The following is an 18529-nucleotide window of genomic DNA, read 5'->3' as shown; positions in this document are numbered from 1 at the left end:
TGTTCATGACGAACCGAGGTCGGCCGCCACGACCCTCGCTCTCCCTCGGTATGGCGCCCAAGCGCCTACCCTGGGCGGGTCGGCCTGTGGCGGCCTGGGCGTACTTTGCTACATACAAGGGCGGGGGTGAGGGTCTTCAGGCTGCCTGCAGCCGCAGCAGTTCAGCGCCGTCGCCGACCTGATCGCCGACCGCGAACAGCAGTTCCGCCACGACGCCATCCCGCGGCGCGGTGATCGTGTGTTCCATCTTCATGGCCTCCATCACCGCAAGCGGCTGCCCCTTGGTCACGCTATCGCCCGCCTGGGCCAGGAAGGCCACCAGTTTGCCGGGCATCGGCGCGGTCAACCGGCCGCCTTCCGATCCCCCCTCGCCCGCGTGGGCGATGACGTCGACCTCGGTCACCATCGCCGATCCGTGCGCCCCGAACACCGCCACCTGCTCGCCGACCTTGTAAGTCGACACCGCCACGCGGCGCTCGTCGAGGTAGAGCTCATGCCGCTCCGGCGAGCCCGAGCGCACCGCCAGCGCGATCGCCCCACCGCCTTCGCTGCCCTCGCGGCCCTCTCTGCCCGGCAGCGTCAGCGACAGGCTGCCGTGATGATGTCGCGACAGCAGCACCTGATGATGGATGCCATCGATGTCGAGTTCGAACCGCCGCTGCGCTGCGCCGAACAAGCGCCAGCCGTCGCGGCGGCTCCAGGGATCGGCCGACTCCGTCGCCGCCTCCTCCGCCAGCGTGTGCGCGACCACCGCCGCCGCCGCCTCCGCGAGCGCCAGTCCCGGCTGGCCGAACAGCGCCGCCTTCTCGCGCTCGATCAGCGCCGTGTCCAGGTCCGCCTTCGCGAACGAGTCCGTCGCCGCGCAGCGCCGCAGGAAGGCGACATTGGTGTGCAGCCCCACGATGTGCGTGTCGCGCAGCGAAGCGTCCAGCAGCGCCAGCGCCTGCTCGCGCGTCTCGCCCCAGACGATCAGCTTGGCGATCATCGAGTCGTAGAAGGGGCTGATCTCATCCCCCTCCCCCACGCCGGAATCAATCCGCACCGGCGCCGTCTCGAACGCCGCGTGCGCCGGCCAGCGCGCCACCGACAAACGTCCAGTCGCTGGCAGGAAGCCCCCTTCCGGGTTCTCGGCGCAGATGCGGGCCTCGATCGCATGCCCGTGCATGCGCAGCTCGTGCTGCTTCAGCGGCAGCGGCTCGCCGGCGGCGACGCGCAGCTGCCACTCGACCAGGTCCTGCCCCGTGATCGCTTCCGTCACCGGATGCTCGACCTGCAACCGCGTGTTCATCTCCATGAAGTAGAACCGGCCGTCCTGCTCCGCGATGAACTCGACCGTGCCGGCGCCCTGATAACCGACCGCCTTCGCGGCCGCGACCGCGGCGGCGCCCATTTCGGCGCGGCGCTCGGCCGTCATGCCGGGCGCCGGCGCCTCCTCCAGCACCTTCTGATGGCGGCGCTGCACCGAGCAGTCGCGCTCGAACAGGTAGACGCAGTCGCCATGGCTGTCGCCGAAGACCTGGATCTCGATGTGGCGCGGCCGCTGGACATAACGCTCGATCAGCACCGCGTCGTCGCCGAAGCTGTTGATCGCCTCGCGCTTGCAGGACGCCAGCGCGGCTTCGAACTCCTCATCCGCATGCACCGCGCGCATGCCCTTGCCGCCGCCGCCCGCGCTCGCCTTGATCAGCACCGGATAGCCGATGCGCCGGGCCTCGCGGCGCAGCAGCGCGGGATCCTGATCGGCGCCGTGATAGCCCGGCACCAGCGGCACGCCGGCCTGCTCCATCAGGCGCTTGGATTCCGCCTTCAGCCCCATCGCCTGGATCGCCGACGGCGGCGGGCCGATGAACACGAGACCCGCGTCCGCGCAAGCCTGCGCGAACTCCTCGTTCTCGCTGAGGAAGCCGTAGCCCGGATGGACGGCCTGCGCGCCGGTGGCCTTCGCGGCGTCCAGGATGCGCTGCCACTGCAGGTAGCTGTCGCGCGGCGCGGGGCCGCCGATGCGAACGGCCTCGTCGCAGGCGCGGACGTGGCGCGCATTCGCGTCGGCATCGGAATAGACGGCGACCGTCTTGACGCCCAGGCGCCGGGCGGTGGCGGCCACGCGGCAGGCGATTTCGCCGCGGTTGGCGATCAGGATCTTCTTGAACACGGGTGTCTCCTCATGCTGTCAGGTCCTCGGCGCGCCGCGGCTTGTGACCGCGGGCGCCGGGTGCGCTCGAATGGCGCGCAAAGCCGCGCAAAGCGGCGCAAGGGCGCGATCAGTGACGATGGCCGCAGGACGCCGCGGCGCCCTCGCCCGCAGGCGCGCAGCCGGCGCGATCACCGTCGGCATCGGCGCTCAGCCCGGCCTCGGTCGCGCAGTGCATGCCCAGGCGCGCGATCAACTGGCGGTCCTTCTCGGCCTGCGGATTGCTCGTCGTCAGCAGCTTGTCGCCGTAGAACATGCTGTTCGCGCCGGCCAGGAAGCACAGCGATTGCATGGTCTCTGGCATCTCCTCGCGGCCGGCGGACAGCCGCACCATCGCGCGCGGCATCGTGATGCGGGCCACCGCGATCGTGCGGATGAACTCGAACGGATCCAGCGCGGCGGTGCCCGCCAGCGGCGTGCCCTCGACCTGCACCAGGTTGTTGATGGGCACCGACTCCGGATACGGATCCAGGTTGGCCAGCTGCGCGATCAGGCCGGCGCGCTGGCGGCGGGTCTCGCCCATGCCGACGATGCCGCCCGAGCACACCTTCAGGCCCACGCCGCGCACGCGCTCCAGCGTGTCCAGACGGTCCTGGTAGGTGCGCGTCGTGATGATCTGGCCGTAGAACTCCGGCGAGGTGTCGAGGTTGTGGTTGTAGTAGTCCAGACCCGCCTCGCGCAGTTGCTCGGCCTGGCCGTCGGCCAGCATGCCGGCCGTCAGGCAGGTCTCCAGGCCCAGCGCCTTGACCTCGGTGATCATCTCGCCGATGGCCTCCAGGTGGCGCTCCTTGGGCGAGCGCCACGCCGCGCCCATGCAGAACCGGGTCGCGCCATTGGCCTTGGCCGCACGGGCGGCCTCCATCACTTCCTCGAGCGGGATCAGCTTCTCGGCCTTCAGCCCGGTGTCGAAGTGGGCCGACTGCGGGCAGTACTTGCAGTCCTCCTCGCAGCCGCCGGTCTTGATCGACAGCAGCGTCGAGAGCTGCACCGCGTTCGGGTCGAAGTGCTCGCGGTGCACCTGCTGCGCGCGGAACAGCAGGTCATTGAAGGGCAGCTCGAACAGCGCGGCGATCTCGTTCACCGTCCAGGGGGTGGCGTTGCGGCGCTGCTCGTCGGTGGTCGGGGTCAGCGTCTGGATCTGGTTGACGGTCTGCTTCATCGTCATGCTTTCAAGGCGTTCAGCAGCAGCGGTTGCTGCAGGTGCGCGGCCACGGCCGCGGGGGAAGGATCGTTGAGCCGGGGCACGTGGCCCCAGCACGGCGCGTCCAGGGCCTCGTCGAGGCCGGCGCGCAAGGCGGCCAGATTGTCCGCCACATGGGGTTGATGGGGATCGGCGGTGTTGGCGACCCAGCCGGCGAGCCGCAGGCCGCGCGCCAGGATGGCCTCGGCCGTCAGCAGCGCGTGGTTGATGCAGCCCAGCCGCAGGCCGACGACCAGCACCACCGGCATGGCCAGATCGACGGCCAGATCCGCCGTGTCCCAGCGGTCGGTCAGCGGCACACGAAAGCCGCCGACGCCCTCGATCAGCGCGAAGTCGCCCTTCGACGCCGAGCGCCGGATCGCCGCGAGCAGCGCGTCGCGGTCGATCGCGCGGCCTTCGAGCCTGGCCGCGATGTGCGGCGCGCAGGGTTCGCGGAACTGCAGCGGGCCGACCTCGTCCATCGTCATGCCCTGGCGCTGCGCGGCATGCAGCAGCGCGACGTCCTCGTTGACCCAGATGCCTTCGGCGCTGCGCGCCTGGCCGGCCGCCAGCGGCTTGATCGGCGTGGTGTAACGGCCGATGGCATCGAAGGCGAAGGTCAGACCGGCGGTGATGCAGGTCTTGCCGATCTCCGTGTCGGTGCCGGTGATGAAGAAGCCATGCAGCGGATGCGGAGAGCTCATGCGCAGGCCTCCAGCGCGGCGACGAGGCGGTCGACATCGGCCTGCGCGTGCGTCGCGCACAGCGTGATGCGCAGCCGCGCCTCGCCCTTGGGCACGGTCGGCGGACGGATGCCCGGCACGCGCAGGCCCTCGCGCTCGAGCGCCGCGGCCAGCGCCATCACCTCGGCGTTGCCACCGACGATCAGCGGCTGGATCGCCGTCTCGGAGTCGGCCAGCTTCCAGGTCAGCGCGGGATGACGGTCCAGCATCGCCGCGATGCCCGCGCGCAGCCGCGACTGCAGCGCGCGCAGCGCGCGGCGGCGTTGATCGCCGACCTCGCCGCGGATCAGCGCGAGGCTGGTCAGCAGCGCATGCTCCACCGCGGGCGGCGAGGCGGTCGAAAAGATGTAGTTGCGCGCGGCCTGGAGCAGGTAGCCGGTGATGGTGGGATGGGCGGCGACGAAGGCACCCGCGAGCCCCGCCGCCTTGCCCAGCGTGCCCACCACGATCAGGCGCTCGCTGCGCAGCTGGAAGTGCTCGAGCGAGCCGGCGCCGGTCGCGCCGAGCACGCCCAGGCCATGGGCGTCGTCGACGATCAGCCAGGCATCGAAGTCTTCGGCCGCCTGAAGCAGTGCCGGCAGCGGCGCGATGTCGCCGTCCATGCTGAACACCGCATCGGTGACGATCAGCTTGACGCGCGCCGTGCTCGCGGCGAGCTGCCCGCGCAGCCCCTGGACATCGCAGTGCCCATAGCGCGTCACCCTGGCCTTGGCCAGGCGCGTGCCGTCGATCAGCGAGGCGTGGTTCAGCGTCTCGCTGAAGATCTCCGCGTCGGCATCGCCGAGCGCGGTCACCACCGCCAGGTTGGCCATGTAGCCGGTGCAGAAGCCGATCGCCTGGGCGCCGGGGATGTGCGGCTCGAACCAGCGGCCCAGCAGCGCCTCGACCTCGTGATGCGCGCGCGAATGGCCGCTGACCAGCGGCGAGGCGCCGGAGCCGCCGCCGTAAAGCCGCGCGCCTTCGGCCAGTGCCTCGGCCACGGCCGGATGCGCGGCCAGGCCCAGGTAGTCGTTCGAGCAGAACATCGTCAGCTCGCGCGCGATGCCATCGGCGCCTCGCACGGTCTGGCGCGGCGCGGTGCCGGTCTCGGCGATGCGGGTGAAGCGCGTCAGGTCCTGCGCGCGGATCGCATCGAGCTTGGCCTGCAGATGATCAAGCAGCATGGACCACCTCCTCCAGCGTCGCGGCCACCGCCGCCGCGAGGAAGGTCGCGGCCGCTTCGTCGATGAGATAGGGCGGCATCAGGTAGACGGTCTGTCCGATCGGGCGGATCAGCAACTCGTGCTCGCGCGCGGCGAGATGGAACTTCTCGGCGAAGCGTTCGACCGGCACGGTGGTCGCCGGGTTGATGTCGAAGGCCAGGATCATGCCGCGCTGGCGCAGGTGCGTGACGCGTGGATCGGCCGCCAGTGGCGCGAAGGCCGCGGTGAGCCACGCGGCCTGTTGCTGGTTGCGTTCGAGCTGGCCCGCGTCGAAGCGGTCCAGTACCGCGTTCGCTGCGGCGCAGGCCAGCGGGTTGCCGGTGTAGCTGTGCGAGTGCAGGAAGCCGCGCGTCACGTCCTGCGACCAGAAGGCCTCGTAGACCTCGTCGGTGGTCAGCACCAGCGACAGCGCCATCGTGCCGCCGGTGATGCCCTTGGACAGCAGCAGGAAGTCGGGCCAGTCGGCCTTCGCGGCCGGCGCGGTCTGCTCCCACGCGAAGAAGGTGCCGGTGCGGCCGCAGCCGACCGCGATCTCGTCGGCGATCAGGTGCACGCCGAATTCGGAGCACAGCGCGCGCAGCGCCTTCAGGTAGGACGGCGCGTACATCGACATGCCGGCCGCGCCCTGCACCAGCGGCTCGACGATGACGGCGGCGATGTGCTCATGCCGCCCGGCGAGCAGCGCGCGCATTTCGCCGAGCGCCTGCGCCTCGTTGCCCAGGCGCTGATCGGGCGAGGCCACGATGTGGCTGCGCATCAGCAGCGGATCGTAGGCGTCGCGGAAGATCGCCACATCGGTGACCGCGAGCGCGCCGATGGTCTCGCCGTGATAGCCGTTGCGCAGGCAGACGAACTCGCGCTTGTCCGCGCGGCCGCGGTTGCGCCAGCTGTGGAAGCTCTGCTTGAGCGCGATCTCGACCGCCGAGGCGCCATCGCTGCCGAAGAACAGATGGCCCAGCGCGCCGCCGGTGCGTGCGGACAGGCGCTCGGCCAGGCGCACGGCCGGCTCATGCGTGCAGCTGGCCAGCATCACGTGCGGCAGTGTGTCGAGCTGCTGCTTGATCGCGTCGTTGAGGGCCCGGTCGGCGTGGCCGAACAGGTTGACCCACCACGAGCTGTTGGCATCGAAATAGCGTCGGCCCTCGTGGTCGATCAGCCAGGGGCCCTCGCCGCGCGCGATCGGCAGCGGCGGCACGTCCTGCGCGCGCGCCATCTGCGTGCATGGGTGCCAGACCGCCGCGAGGCTGCGGCGCTGCCAGTCTTGTCGTACTGCTTCAGACATTCGGAACTCAGCTCTTGGGAAACAACGGCGCGACGCTCGAGCGGGGCGATGGCGACGCGTCCGTCAGGCCAGCCATGACGGCTTGCCCTTGGACAGGAAACTCTGCACGCCCTCGCGCCCTTCGGCGCTGGCGCGGATGTCGGCGATGCGGCGCGCGGTGTCGTCGCGCAGCGTCTCCGTGATGGGCGCGTGCGCCACGTCCTGCACCAGGCGCTTGCAGGCGCGCACGGCGGCCGGGCCGTTGGCCAGCAGCGACGCGACCAGCGCGTCGACCTTCGCATCGAGCGCCTCGGCGTCGCCGGCCAGTTCATGCACCAGGCCCAGGCGATGGGCCTCGGCGGCGGAGAAGCGCTCGGCGGTGACGAAGTAGCGGCGCGAGGCCTGCTCGCCAAGCGCGCGCACGACGTAGGGCCCGATCGTCGCGGGCAGCAGGCCGAGCTTGGCTTCGGACAGGCAGAAGCCGGCGGACTCGGCCGCGACCACGATGTCGCACACCGACACCAGGCCCACGCCGCCGGCATAGACATCGCCCTGCACGCGTGCGATCACGGGCACCGGGCAGCGGTAGAGCGTCCACAGCATGTGGGCGAGGCGGCCGGCGTCGGCGTGGTTCTCGGCCCAGCTGTAGCCGGCCATCGCCTTCATCCAGTTCAGGTCGGCGCCAGCGCAGAAGGCCTTGCCCTCGGCGGCCAGCACGATCGCGCGCAGCGACGGGTCGCGGCCCAGCGCCTCGAACACCGCCGTCAGCTCGCCGATGACGGTGTCGTTGAAGGCGTTGCGCACGTCCGGGCGGTTGAGCGTGACGCGGGCGATCGCGCCGCCGGGGCCGGAGCGCTCGACGCGCAGCGCCGTCGGCACGGGGACATCAGTGGGGGTCATCGCGGGCGAGGTCATGGTTTGCTCCAGACGACGGTCTGGTTGACGGCATAGAGATGGCAGCGCTCCTGGCTGCCGGTGTAGCGGTCGCAGAACGCGAGCGCGCGGGACTGGGCGTCGTCGCCGGTGGCCCAGCCCCAGCTCCGTCCGTTGGTGGCGAAGGCGCGCGGCTCCTTGGACGCGAGGAACTTGCGATAGCCGTCGGCGATCCGCGCGCCGGGCAGCGCGTCCAGGTCATCGACCGCGACCTCGCCGCCGCCCGGATAGGGCAGCGCGCCGGGCACGTCGAAGCCCAGCGGCTTCAGGAAGGCATCGACCAGCGGCTGCCAGACATCGTTGCCCTGGATGAAGAGCTTGTGGCCGTCGTCGGCGAACGGCGGCATCGGACGCAGCTCGGCGCGGCCGCCGCCAGCGCGGTAGGCGTCGGCCCATTCCTGCTGATGGCGCGGCGAGAAGTAGCGGTCGTTGGCGGCGAAGAACCACAGCGTGGGCACCGGCCGACCGCTCTCCGAGGCACGGGTGCCGAACTCGCGGTAGAGACGCTCGAGCTCATCGGGCCGGCAGGGCTCGCCGGGATGCGCGTCCGGGCTGCCGCCGTGGCCGCCTGCGAAGTTGATCGCGGCGACCTGGCCGTCGATGCGCGCGGCGGTGGCGGCGATCGTCGCGAAGCCGCCAACGGACTGCCCCACCAGCACCACCTGGCGCGCGTCGATGTCCGCGGTCGAAGCCATGAAGCGCACGACGGCCTCGATCTCGGCGGCCGCCGCGGCGGCGGCGCTGGCGTAGCGCGGCGAGTCGCAGCGCACGTTGGTTTCGGGATCGCCCAGCCGCGCCAGCTCGCCGTAGCCCAATCGCAGCGGCACCGCGACCGCGAAGCCCTTGCGGACGAAGTAGCGGGCGGCCGATTCGAAGCGCTGACGCTTGTACTCGGCGCGCGTCTTGGCGTTGCGGCCGTGGCTGATCACGGCAAGCGGGAAGGGGCCCGGCCCGGGCGGGCGGAAGGTCGTGACGATCAGGTCGCCGCTGACCGTCGAGCCAAAGGCGTCCTTCACCGACACGGGTACCCGCACGATGGCTTCGCGGATGTCGAGGGCGAGTTGATCGGGGACCGGCGCCTTCGATTCGTCGGTCAGCACCGGTTCCGGCGCCGAAGCCTGCGCGAACGAGGCCGCGGGCGTCGCGCCCATCAGGGCCGCGACCAGCCCGGCGGCCGCGATCAGCGCCGACATCGCGGCCTTCATGCCCGCGCCCCCTCGCTCGAGGCTGATGCAGGCACCGGACCCAGGGCCTTGCGCATCAGCACGCTGCGATAGGTCTTGCCGGCCCACTGCACGTCGCCGATGCGCGCATAGCCGCGGCGTTCGTAGCGGCGGCGCAGCGTCTCGGCCGGCACGGCCGTGTCGAGCGCCACGTGCGCGTAGCCCCGCGCGTGCGCCCAGGCTTCGGCCATGTCCATCAGTTGCTCGGCGATGCCCTGACCGCGGCAGGACGGATGCACCGCCAATTGCGCCAGGATGGCCGTGTCGGGCTGCGTGTAGCAATCCGGCACCGGATCGCCCAGATAGCGCCCATCGGCCCGCTTCGGCGGCGCGATGGTCACCGTGCCCACCAGCTCGCCCGAGGCGCTCAGGGCGACGAAGGCCTGGCCGGTCTGGACCCGCTCACGCGTCGTCTGCACGCTCTGGTTCACCGCGGTGAAGTTCCAGCCCTGCGCCGCCAGCGACGCATAGGACGCATGCAGCAGCGCGGTCAGGGCCTCGAGGGAATCGGAGGCGGCGATCGGGCGGAGGGTGATGGTCATGGTCGGCAGAGAGGGACGAGAAGCGCGCTCACATGCGGAAGACGCCGAACTTCGTTTCGGGAATCTCGGCGTTCAGCGCGGCGGACAGGCCCAGCGCCAGCACGCGGCGCGTGTCGGCGGGATCGATGACGCCGTCGTCCCACAGGCGGGCGCTGGCGTAGTACGGATGGCCCTGGTCCTCGTACTGCTGGCGGATCGGGGCCTTGAAGGCCTCTTCCTCGTCGGCGGACCACTGGCCGCCCTTGGCTTCGATGCCGTCGCGCTTGACGGTGGCCAGCACCGACGCGGCCTGCTCGCCGCCCATCACCGAGATGCGGGCGTTGGGCCACATCCACAGGAAGCGCGGCGAATAGGCGCGGCCGCACATGCCGTAGTTCCCGGCGCCGAAGCTGCCGCCGATGATCACGGTGAACTTGGGCACCTGCGCACAGGCCACCGCCGTCACCATCTTGGCGCCGGCGCGGGCGATGCCCTCGTTCTCGTACTTGCGGCCGACCATGAAGCCGGTGATGTTCTGCAGGAACACCAGCGGGATCTTGCGCTGGCAGCACAGCTCGATGAAGTGGGCGCCCTTGTTGGCGCTCTCCGCGAACAGGATGCCGTTGTTGGCCACGATGCCCACGGGCATGCCCTCGATGTGGGCGAAACCGCAGACCAGCGTGTTGCCGTAGCGGGCCTTGAACTCGTCGAACTCGCTGCCGTCGACCAGGCGCGCGATGACCTCGCGCACGTCGAAGGGCTTGCGGGTGTCGGTCGGAATCACGCCGTGCAGTTCGGCCGGGTCGTAGGCGGGCGGCTTCGGCGCCTGGGTCCGCAACTCGCCGGCCTTGCGCCAGTTCAGACGCGCGACCGACTGGCGCGCGATCGCGAGCGCGTGGGTGTCGTTCTCGGCCAGGTGATCGGCCACGCCGGACAGGCGCGTGTGGACGTCCCCGCCGCCCAGGTCCTCGGCGCTGACGACTTCGCCGGTGGCGGCCTTCACCAGCGGCGGGCCGCCGAGGAAGATCGTGCCCTGGTTCTTGACGATGATGGTCTCGTCGCTCATCGCCGGCACGTAGGCGCCGCCGGCGGTGCAGGAGCCCATCACGACGGCGATCTGCGGAATGCCCTTGGCCGAGAGATTGGCCTGGTTGAAGAAGATGCGGCCGAAGTGGTCGCGGTCCGGGAAGACCTCATCCTGGTTGGGCAGGTTGGCGCCGCCGCTGTCGACCAGGTAGATGCACGGGAGGCGGTTCTGATCCGCGATCTCCTGCGCGCGCAGGTGCTTCTTGACGGTGACGGGGTAGTAGGTGCCGCCCTTGACCGTCGCGTCGTTGCAGACGATCACGCACTCGACACCCGAGACGCGGCCGATGCCCGCGATCACGCCGCCGCCCGGGGCGGCGTTGTCATACATGTCCAGGCCCGCCAGCGGCGCCAGTTCCAGGAACGGGGTGCCCGGATCGAGCAGCATCTCGACACGGTCGCGCGGCAGCAGCTTGCCGCGGGCCATGTGCTTGGCGCGGGCGGCCTCGCCGCCGCCCTCGGCGATCTTCGCCAGCCGGGCGTTGAGGTCGTCGATCAGGCCGCGCATCGCGTCCGCGTTGGCCTTGAAGTCGGCCGAGCGGGCGTTGAGCTTGGTGGGCAGCAAGGGCATGGTGGGAGGTCTCCGGACTTATGAGCCGCGCTCAATTCGGATGCAAGCGCGTTGGCTGGGCGCCCCTTCCCGGGATCGCCGGGCGGACGCAAGGCGCGAAGCATACGGCAGAAAGACGGTGGAATCCAGGGTCGGGCTGGCGGACTTGAGCCCGGCTCAATAAATCGGGAGAATGCGCCCCTCATGAGCCCCATCCCGACCTCCCGCACCGAGCCGCCGTCCGCGGCGGCCCTGCCCGCGCGGCGGCGCTCGCCGGTGGGTGCGAAGGCGGAGCAGCGGGTGCGCGACATCCTGCGCGAGAGCCGCGCGGTGTTTGCCGAGCGCGGCTACGACCGCGCCACGACCACCGAGATCGCGCAGCGGCTGGGGATCTCCGAGGCCACGGTGTTCACCTATTTCCGCGGCAAGCGCGAACTGTGCATGCGGGTGATCGGGGACTGGTACGACGAGATCATCGACGCGATCGAGGCCGGGCTGCCGCGCGAGCGCTCGATCCGGGACCAGTTGGAGTTCGTCGTCCACACGCATCTGCGGCTGTTCCTGATCCAGGGGACGGGGCTGTGCGAACTGGTGCTGTCGGAGGGACGCAAGCGCGACGCGCCGGTGACGCGAGGCGACGGGCAGGACTTCGGCGCGGCCTTCGTCGACCTGCAGCGGCGCTACACGGCGCCGCTGATGGACCTGCTGGCGCGCGGCCAGGCGCAGGGCGAAGTGCGGCAGGACATCTCGCTGCGGCTGCTGCGCTCGCTGGTGTTCGGACCGATGGAGCACATGCTGTGGGAAGTGATCATCGCGGGCCGGCAGATCCAGGTCGATGACGCGGCGCGGGACCTGGTCGCGCTGCTGTGGCCGGCGCTGCAGGCGCCGGACCAGGAGCTGCAGGCGCTGCGCCGCATGAAGACGCGCGTGGCCGAGGCGCTTGAAGACGCGGCGCAGGCGACAGGCAAGTCCTGACCCTTCAGCATGACGCGCGCGAGTGCGGAAGACCTGGGAAGGTCAAATTTCCAGTAGTTCGAGTCATGGTTCAGTGAAGCGTGTTCGGCAACGATGAGCGCTCCGACTCTCGAGTCATCACCAGGAGCGCCCCATCGTGGACCAGGACAAGCATTCCCACATTGAAGAGCTGCTGGGCGCCGTGCCCATGCCGGTTCAGATCCCTCCCGCCGTCCCCGGCGAGTACGTGCCCCACATCAGCGAAGACAACTTCGACCAGGACGCCTGGGACGAGTGGTATCGCGAGCAGATCCGGCTGTCGATCGAGGACCCGCGGCCCAACATCCCTCACGAGGATGTTGTTGACTGGATGGAGCGGTCGTTCCAGGAGATGAGGAGTCGCCATGCTCAATCCGGTAACGCTTGAATGGCGGCCCCGCGCTCTGCTCCGCTTCGACCTGATCCTTGCGGAGATCGGCCGGCACAACCCACTTGCAGCAGAAGAATTCGGACGGCTGATCATCAAGAAGCTTCGATTGGCGCTGACGTTCCCCATGCTCTACCGCGCCTCGTCACGAGTGGCCGGAGTCCGCGAGATGGTCGTGACGTCCAACTACTTCGTGCCGTATCGCGTCACCTCGGAGGCCATCGAGGTCCTGGACGTCGTGCACGCGCGAAGGAACTGGCCAGACCCCGTTTCTTCGCCGCTAGCGAGTTGAGCCGCCAACGGAAAGGGCGACCCTGCGGTCGCCCTGTCATTCCTGTGCACGCTTCGTTTCAGAAGAGACGCCCGGCCGAAGCCGGGCTTGAACCGAGCTGAATCCGATCAGAAGTCGTACGAGACGCCGACCTTGTACGAGCGCGGACGCAGCGAGTAGCCGTCGCGCAGGTTGACCGGACGCTCGTCGCCGAGCACGTTCAGGATGTTCAGCGACAGCCGCAGGTTCTTGATGCCGGTGTAGCCCAGGCTGAAGTCCGTGCGCAGATCCTCGTCCACGAAGCAGGGCAACTGGCCCGGCTGCAGACGCAGCTTGCAGTTCTCTTCCGACCAGTCGCCGGCATCGGCTTCGCTGCGGTTCAGCCGGGTCTTGGACACATAGTTGAACCGCAGGCCCGTCGACCACGGCCCCTGGTTCCACGCCGCCGAGATCACCGCCTTCAGGCGCGGGTTCTCGAACAGGCCGACCTGGTTGGGACGCCACTGGTTCGCGTCGACATCCCAGGCCTTGTAGCTCAGCGCGTAGGTCGCCGCCAGGCCCAGGTTCAGCGTGCCGAACGCGCCGGACGCCACCCGGCCCTTGATGTCGAGGTCCACGCCCGAGGTCTGGGTCTTGCCGAAGTTCTCGTACTGCAGCAGCAGCGAGCTCAATTGACCGGCCTTCCAGGACAGGTTCGCCGCAGGCGACAACTCATTCGCGCGCTGCGCCCAGGCTTGCTCCTGCGCCGTCATCGGCGCGCGGCTGATCAATGACTCGTAACCCGGCTGGCCTTCGCGGGCCAGCACGTAGTCGGAGTCGCGCGAGTCGATCTCGTTCTTGCGCTCGATGCGGAAGTAGTCCACCGCCACCGACAGGTTGCGCGTCGGCTCGAACACGAAGCCCAGCGTCACGCTCTTGGAGGTCTCCGGCTTCAGGTTGGGATTGGCCGAGATCATCACCGGCAGCGAGACGCGGCAGCCGCTGTTCAGCGCCGGGGCGGCATCGGCGACGTCGGACGCATTGCCCTGCGTCTTCAGGATGTTGCTGATCGCCGTCGCCGTGGCGCAGCGCTGCGGGTCCACCGTGTTGTTGAAGAAGCCAGTCACGCCAACCTGGCCCAGCGTCTCGGGGATGTTGGGCGCGCGGAAGCCGCCAGCCACCGTGCCGCGCAGCATCAGCTGCGGCGAGACCTCGAAGCGCACGCCGAACTTCGGCGACACGCGGCCGTCGAAGCCGCTGGCCTTGTCGAAACGCAGCGCGCCGTTGAGCTCCAGGCGCTTGGTCACCGGCGCGTTCAACTCCAGGAAGGCCGCGTCCAGGTTGCGCTTGCCGTCGATCAGCACCGAGCCGCGGCTGATGATCTCGGCGCGCAGGACGTTGTCCGTGGACTTGATGCTCACCGCCTCGGCGCGGTGCTCGCCGCCCAGCGCGAAGGCCAGCGGGCCGCCCGGCAGCGTCATCAGCTCGCCGCTGATCTTGGCGTCGATCCAGTTCTGCTGGTTCTTGCCGGTGGACCCGCTGAGCGGGAAAAGGCGATCGAGCAGCTCGGGGCTGTTCGGGCCGCCGAGCTTGTATTCGCCGCTGCTGACGGCGGTGTACAGGTCGCGGCTGCCCAGGCGGCTCAAGCGCTCGGCCTTGGCGGCATTGCGCCCGACCGTCACTTCCCAGTCCATGTCGCGGAAGGTGCCGGTCAGGCCGGCCAGCGCGCGGTACTGGTCCGCATCGCCGTCCGACTTGTAGAGATCGGGGTTGTCCAGGAACGCGTAGTCCACGCCGACCGTGCGGCCGCCAACCTGCACCGTCGGGTGCGGCAGGATCTGCGACTTGCGGTTGTAGCCGTCGTACCAGACGGAGGTGCCGCCGCCCGAGATCAGCATCGGCGAGCCGCGGTACTCGGTGGTGGTCTTGGAGTAGGACACTTCAGCGAAGCCCTGCAGGCTCTCGCTCAGCTTGACGCGGCCGGCGGCGAAGCCATTGACGCGCTCGGCCGGGTCGGACACCGCCTGCAGCGCGGTGATGTCGCTCACGCAGGCGCCGGCGCTGTTCAGCGTCGCGCATTGGCCGATGGGCACGCGCTTGCCGTTGATGACGTAGTTGCCGGGGAAGGAGCGCGGCAGCGGGTCGCCGAAGGAGGGACGCGCGAAGGCCTTGTGCCAGGCGGGGTAGTCGTCCTTCACATCGGCCACCGTGTAGCCGTCGCGGCGGTAGGCCTCGATGTTGGCGAAGACGTTGAAGCGATCCCGGTCCAGGTCGCCGTAGCCGGCCACGACGCTGGCCTGGCGCTGGCCGCCGGCGCTCGGATGTTCGTTGAACGTCGCGCTGGCGGACGCGCCCACGCCGTTGAAACTGCGGCGCGTGATGATGTTGATCACGCCCGCCATCGCGTCGGAGCCGTAGATGGCGGACGCGCCATCCTTGAGCACCTCGACGCGCTCGATCACATCGGCCGGGATCGCGTCGACGTTGACGAAGGTCTGCTTGGCGCCGTCGGCCAGGCCGTAGTTGGCCACGCGCCGGCCGTTGAGCAGCACCAGCGTGGCGCCCTTGCCCAGGCCGCGCATCGACACGCCCGAAGCGCCCGACGCGAAGCCGGCGCTGCCGCCGTCGTCGCGCAGCTCGGTGCTCGAGGTCGCGGTCAGCGTGTCCAGCACCTGGCGGACCGTGTTGGCGCCGGTGCGGCGGATCTCGTCGCGGTTGTAGACCTGCACCGGAGAGGCGGTTTCGGACGCCAGGCGCTTGATGTTGGAGCCGGTCACCTCGACGCGCTGCAGCTGGGCCGTTTCCTGTTCCTGCGCGCGCGCCGTCTGGGCGCAGCACAGCAGCGCCGCGGCGGCGCTCAGCGACAGGGAGAGCTGGGTGTTCCTTTTCATACTTCCACTCCGAATTGAGGGGGCGGATTCTGGAGAGGGCCAGGTGTCGCTTGGCCGGACGGACATTGCAAAACAGCAACAATGCTTCACGAGACAGCATTCACTCTTCGCAATTGCGGGCGTTGAACGCCCTGGCGCTCCAAAAGCGCGCAGTTGGAAGGCCTGGACTGGCGGTTGCGTTGCTGAGCGCAAGGGAAAACCCTCCCTCATTCGAAAGGCACCATCCAGGTGCGGTGGGCGCCCTTTCATGCGAATTAACCCTTTGAGGGTTCTCCCCGATCGGCGCAGTTCGCTCCCCTCTCCCCCACCCTCTCCCCGCGAGGCGGGGCGAGGGAGTTCTCAAAGGGTGGCGCACGCGAGAAGGACGAAAGCGCTACGCTTGCGCACCCCGCCGCAAGACCCGACCCCCGACAGAGGGAGGCCGCGCGCGGCGGTCCGCCCCAGGCGCCCCCCAGGAGGACCCATGCCTATTTCGATGACCGTGAACGGCAAGGCGGTGACGCTCGATGCCGATCCGCAGATGCCCCTGCTGTGGGCGCTGCGCGAGGACCTGCAGTTGACCGGCACCAAGTTCGGCTGCGGCATGGCGCTGTGCGGCGCCTGCACCGTGCATCTGGACGGCCAGCCGGTGCGCGCCTGCCAGACGCCGCTGGAGGCGGCGGCGGGCAAGAAGATCACCACCATCGAAGGCGTCGGCGCCACGCCCGCCGGCCGCGCGGTGCAGGCGGCCTGGTTGAAGATCGACGTGCCGCAGTGCGGCTACTGTCAGAGCGGCCAGATCATGAGCGCCTGCGCGCTGCTGGCCGGCAAGAAGAAGCCCACCGACGCCGACATCGACGGCGCGATGAGCGGCAACGTCTGCCGCTGCGGCACCTACAACCAGATCCGGGCGGCGATCCACGACGCCTCGGCCACGCTGGCCAAGGGAGGCTGATCATGGACGTCTCCGTGGAATCCCCCGGCCGCCGCGCGCTGCTCAAGGGCGGCGCGGCACTGACCGTGTCCTTCGCGCTGCCGCTGGCCGCCACCCGCGCGGCGCTGGCGCAGCCGGCCGCGGCGCAGAGCAACACCTTCGCGCCCAATGCCTGGCTGCGCATCACGCCCGACAACAAGGTCACCGTGGTCTGCGGCTCGGCCGAGATGGGCCAGGGCGTGCTGACCGCGATCCCGATGATGGTGGCCGAGGAACTCGATGCCGACTGGGCGCTCGTCTCCGTCGAGCAGGCGCCCGTCGACGCGGCCTACAACAACCCGATGTTCGGCATGCAGGCCACCGGCGGCAGCACGACGGTGCGCGCGCACTGGACGCCGGTGCGCCAGGCCGGCGCCGCCGCGCGTCAGATGCTGGTCGCCGCGGCCGCGCGGCAATGGGGCGTGGACGCCGCGTCGCTGCGCACCGAGCGCGGCCAGGTGATCGGGCCGGGCGGCCGCAAGGCGAGCTACGGCTCGCTGGTCGAGGCGGCCGCCAAGGAGCCGGTGCCCGAGAAGCCCGCGCTGAAGGACCGCAAGGACTTCCGCATCATGGGCAAGCCGACGCGACGGCTGGACAGCGCCGCCAAGATCAACGGCAGCGCCAAGTTCGGCATCGACGCGCGCGTCGACGGCATGCTGGTGGCGGTGATGGCGCGCGCGCCGATCGCCGGCGCCAAGCCCAAGGCCTTCGACGAGGCGAAGGCCAAGGCGGTCAAGGGCGTGCGCAAGGTCATCGCGATCCCGTCCGGCGTGGCGGTGCTGGCCGATGGCTACTGGGCCGCGAAGCAGGGGCGCGACGCGCTCGGCATCGAATGGGACCTGGGCGATCACGCCGACCTGTCGAGCGACAAGGTCTCCTCGACGCTCGAGGCCGGCCTGCAGAACGCCACCGCGATCGCGCGCGAGACGGGCAACGTCAAGGACGGCGCCGCGACCTCGGCGCGCACGCTGTCGGCGCAGTACGACGTGCCCTATCTCGCCCATGCCTGCATGGAGCCGCTGAACTGCCTGGCCTGGGTGCGCGGCGACGAGGTCACGATCTGGGCCGGCACGCAGAGCCAAGGCCCGTCGCAGGGCATCCTGTCGCAGGTGGCGCAGGTCACGCCGGCCAAGGTCAAGGTGAACACGCTGCTGCTGGGCGGCGGCTTCGGGCGCCGCTTCGCCCCCGACTTCACCATCGACGCGACGCTGCTCTCCAAGCTCAGCGGCAGCCCGGTCAAGCTGATCTACGCGCGCGAGGACGACATGGCGGCCGGCTACTACCGGCCGGCCTCGCGGGTGCGCTTCGAGGCCGGACTCGACGAGCAGGGCCGGCCCCGGATGCTGCGCGCGGAGGTGGCGACCCCGTCCATCATGGCGGCCTCGGGCTTCATGAAGATCCCGGAGAACGGCGTCGATTCGATGGCCGTCGAGGGCCTGGCGGACCACCTCTACGACATTGCGCACCAGCGCATCGCCTACGGCCGCGCCGAGCCGGGGCCGCAGGTGTGGTTCTGGCGCTCGGTGGGGCATTCGCAGAACGCGTTCTTCATCGAGAGCTTCATCGACGAGCTGGCGCACGCGGCCAAGGCCGATCCGCTGAAGTACCGGCTGGCGCTGCTGGAGCAGCATCCGCGCGCCCGCGGCGTGCTGACGCTGGCGGCCGAGAAGGCCGGCTGGGGCCGGCCGGCGCCCAAGGGCCGGCACCGCGGCATCGCGATGGCGGAGAGCTTCGGCAGCTTTGTCGCCGAGGTCGCGGAGGTCTCCGTCGGCCAGGACGGCGCGATCAAGGTCCATCGCGTGACCGCCGCGGTCGATTGCGGCCAGACGGTCAATCCGCAGACCATCGCGCGGCAGATCGAGGGCGCCATCGTCTATGGCCTGTCGGCGGCGCTGTATGGCCGGATCTCGTTCAAGGACGGCCGGGTCGAGCAGAGCAACTTCCACGACTACCCGGTGCTGCGTCTGAACGAGATGCCCAAGGTCGACGTGCACATCGTGCAGAGCGGCGAGGCGCCCGGCGGCATCGGCGAACCGGGCACGCCACCGATCGCGCCCGCCGTGGCCAATGCGATCTTCGCGGCCACCGGCAAGCGGCTGCGCCAGCTGCCGTTCGACGCCGAGGCGCTCAAGCGCGCCTGAGCGCGGCCGAGCGCGGCCGGCCGC

15 protein-coding genes are annotated in these 18529 nt (G+C 70.1%); 5 read left to right on the top strand and 10 right to left on the bottom strand.

Annotated features, from left to right (window positions below; genetic code table 11):
* Window positions 1-136: 136 nt before the first annotated feature.
* From ABDW61_RS19855 to ABDW61_RS19815, 9 genes are all read right to left on the bottom strand, one after another.
* On the bottom strand, window positions 137-2152 hold the full coding sequence (locus ABDW61_RS19855) for an acetyl/propionyl/methylcrotonyl-CoA carboxylase subunit alpha (RefSeq protein ID WP_343641153.1): 2016 nt from the start codon (window positions 2150-2152) through the stop codon (window positions 137-139).
* Between the two features lie 109 nt (window positions 2153-2261).
* Window positions 2262-3350 carry a biotin synthase BioB gene (bioB, locus tag ABDW61_RS19850; RefSeq protein WP_343641152.1) on the bottom strand — a complete coding sequence of 363 codons (1089 nt, stop codon included), beginning with the start codon at window positions 3348-3350 and terminating at the stop codon, window positions 2262-2264.
* A gap of 2 nt (window positions 3351-3352) precedes the next feature.
* Window positions 3353-4075 carry a dethiobiotin synthase gene (bioD, locus tag ABDW61_RS19845; RefSeq protein ID WP_343641151.1) on the bottom strand — a complete coding sequence of 241 codons (723 nt, stop codon included), beginning with the start codon at window positions 4073-4075 and terminating at the stop codon, window positions 3353-3355.
* The gene (locus ABDW61_RS19840) at window positions 4072-5277 is read right to left on the bottom strand and encodes an 8-amino-7-oxononanoate synthase (protein WP_343641149.1); all 1206 of its coding nucleotides are present in this window, start codon (window positions 5275-5277) and stop codon (window positions 4072-4074) included. Before ABDW61_RS19840 ends, bioD begins: the two co-directional genes overlap by 4 nt.
* Complete coding sequence (gene bioA / locus ABDW61_RS19835; RefSeq protein WP_343641148.1) at window positions 5267-6598, bottom strand: adenosylmethionine--8-amino-7-oxononanoate transaminase; 1332 nt, start codon at window positions 6596-6598, stop codon at window positions 5267-5269. The genes ABDW61_RS19840 and bioA overlap by 11 nt, the downstream gene beginning before the upstream one ends.
* 63 nt (window positions 6599-6661) lie before the next feature.
* Window positions 6662-7477, bottom strand: a complete 816-nt coding sequence (locus ABDW61_RS19830; RefSeq protein ID WP_343641156.1) for an enoyl-CoA hydratase/isomerase family protein — start codon at window positions 7475-7477, stop codon at window positions 6662-6664.
* An 11-nt stretch (window positions 7478-7488) separates the two neighbouring features.
* Window positions 7489-8715, bottom strand: a complete 1227-nt coding sequence (locus ABDW61_RS19825; protein ID WP_343641147.1) for a hypothetical protein — start codon at window positions 8713-8715, stop codon at window positions 7489-7491.
* Window positions 8712-9275 carry a GNAT family N-acetyltransferase gene (locus tag ABDW61_RS19820; RefSeq protein ID WP_343641146.1) on the bottom strand — a complete coding sequence of 188 codons (564 nt, stop codon included), beginning with the start codon at window positions 9273-9275 and terminating at the stop codon, window positions 8712-8714. The genes ABDW61_RS19825 and ABDW61_RS19820 overlap by 4 nt, the downstream gene beginning before the upstream one ends.
* 28 nt (window positions 9276-9303) lie before the next feature.
* Window positions 9304-10911, bottom strand: a complete 1608-nt coding sequence (locus tag ABDW61_RS19815) for a carboxyl transferase domain-containing protein (protein ID WP_343641145.1) — start codon at window positions 10909-10911, stop codon at window positions 9304-9306.
* Between the two features lie 183 nt (window positions 10912-11094).
* On the opposite strand from ABDW61_RS19815, the gene ABDW61_RS19810 reads away from it, so the two are divergent.
* From ABDW61_RS19810 to ABDW61_RS19800, 3 genes are all read left to right on the top strand, one after another.
* A complete protein-coding gene (locus ABDW61_RS19810; RefSeq protein ID WP_343641144.1) occupies window positions 11095-11865 on the top strand; it encodes a TetR/AcrR family transcriptional regulator in 771 nt (256 codons plus the stop codon).
* A 136-nt stretch (window positions 11866-12001) separates the two neighbouring features.
* Window positions 12002-12271: a hypothetical protein gene (locus ABDW61_RS19805; RefSeq protein WP_343641143.1), complete on the top strand. Its 270-nt coding sequence runs from the start codon at window positions 12002-12004 to the stop codon at window positions 12269-12271.
* Window positions 12249-12563, top strand: coding sequence for a type II toxin-antitoxin system RelE/ParE family toxin (locus ABDW61_RS19800; protein ID WP_343641141.1), 315 nt, complete (start codon window positions 12249-12251; stop codon window positions 12561-12563). The genes ABDW61_RS19805 and ABDW61_RS19800 overlap by 23 nt, the downstream gene beginning before the upstream one ends.
* A gap of 107 nt (window positions 12564-12670) precedes the next feature.
* Here the strand turns inward: ABDW61_RS19800 and ABDW61_RS19795 are convergent, their stop codons facing one another.
* A complete protein-coding gene (locus ABDW61_RS19795) occupies window positions 12671-15412 on the bottom strand; it encodes a TonB-dependent receptor (RefSeq protein ID WP_343641139.1) in 2742 nt (913 codons plus the stop codon).
* Between the two features lie 463 nt (window positions 15413-15875).
* On the opposite strand from ABDW61_RS19795, the gene ABDW61_RS19790 reads away from it, so the two are divergent.
* Complete coding sequence (locus ABDW61_RS19790; RefSeq protein ID WP_343641137.1) at window positions 15876-16346, top strand: (2Fe-2S)-binding protein; 471 nt, start codon at window positions 15876-15878, stop codon at window positions 16344-16346.
* Between the two features lie 2 nt (window positions 16347-16348).
* Window positions 16349-18505, top strand: coding sequence for a xanthine dehydrogenase family protein molybdopterin-binding subunit (locus tag ABDW61_RS19785; RefSeq protein WP_343641136.1), 2157 nt, complete (start codon window positions 16349-16351; stop codon window positions 18503-18505).
* Window positions 18506-18529: the final 24 nt, after the last annotated feature.

Source organism: Roseateles sp. (genome assembly GCF_039595595.1).
Taxonomy (GTDB): domain Bacteria; phylum Pseudomonadota; class Gammaproteobacteria; order Burkholderiales; family Burkholderiaceae_C; genus Roseateles.
The sequence above is the reverse complement of the archived record's forward strand: the minus strand, read 5'-3'. Positions and strand labels throughout refer to the sequence as shown.

What these genes read in the sequence shown, in the direction of transcription:
- bioB (WP_343641152.1), bottom strand. Translation starts at nt 3,350, where the DNA reads ATGAAGCAGACCGTCAACCAGATCCAGACGCTGACCCCGACCACCGAC.
- bioD (WP_343641151.1), bottom strand. Translation starts at nt 4,075, where the DNA reads ATGAGCTCTCCGCATCCGCTGCATGGCTTCTTCATCACCGGCACCGAC.
- ABDW61_RS19840 (WP_343641149.1), bottom strand. Translation starts at nt 5,277, where the DNA reads ATGCTGCTTGATCATCTGCAGGCCAAGCTCGATGCGATCCGCGCGCAG.
- bioA (WP_343641148.1), bottom strand. Translation starts at nt 6,598, where the DNA reads ATGTCTGAAGCAGTACGACAAGACTGGCAGCGCCGCAGCCTCGCGGCG.
- ABDW61_RS19830 (WP_343641156.1), bottom strand. Translation starts at nt 7,477, where the DNA reads ATGACCCCCACTGATGTCCCCGTGCCGACGGCGCTGCGCGTCGAGCGC.
- ABDW61_RS19825 (WP_343641147.1), bottom strand. Translation starts at nt 8,715, where the DNA reads ATGAAGGCCGCGATGTCGGCGCTGATCGCGGCCGCCGGGCTGGTCGCG.
- ABDW61_RS19820 (WP_343641146.1), bottom strand. Translation starts at nt 9,275, where the DNA reads ATGACCATCACCCTCCGCCCGATCGCCGCCTCCGATTCCCTCGAGGCC.
- ABDW61_RS19815 (WP_343641145.1), bottom strand. Translation starts at nt 10,911, where the DNA reads ATGCCCTTGCTGCCCACCAAGCTCAACGCCCGCTCGGCCGACTTCAAG.
- ABDW61_RS19810 (WP_343641144.1), top strand. Translation starts at nt 11,095, where the DNA reads ATGAGCCCCATCCCGACCTCCCGCACCGAGCCGCCGTCCGCGGCGGCC.
- ABDW61_RS19800 (WP_343641141.1), top strand. Translation starts at nt 12,249, where the DNA reads ATGCTCAATCCGGTAACGCTTGAATGGCGGCCCCGCGCTCTGCTCCGC.
- ABDW61_RS19795 (WP_343641139.1), bottom strand. Translation starts at nt 15,412, where the DNA reads ATGAAAAGGAACACCCAGCTCTCCCTGTCGCTGAGCGCCGCCGCGGCG.
- ABDW61_RS19790 (WP_343641137.1), top strand. Translation starts at nt 15,876, where the DNA reads ATGCCTATTTCGATGACCGTGAACGGCAAGGCGGTGACGCTCGATGCC.
- ABDW61_RS19785 (WP_343641136.1), top strand. Translation starts at nt 16,349, where the DNA reads ATGGACGTCTCCGTGGAATCCCCCGGCCGCCGCGCGCTGCTCAAGGGC.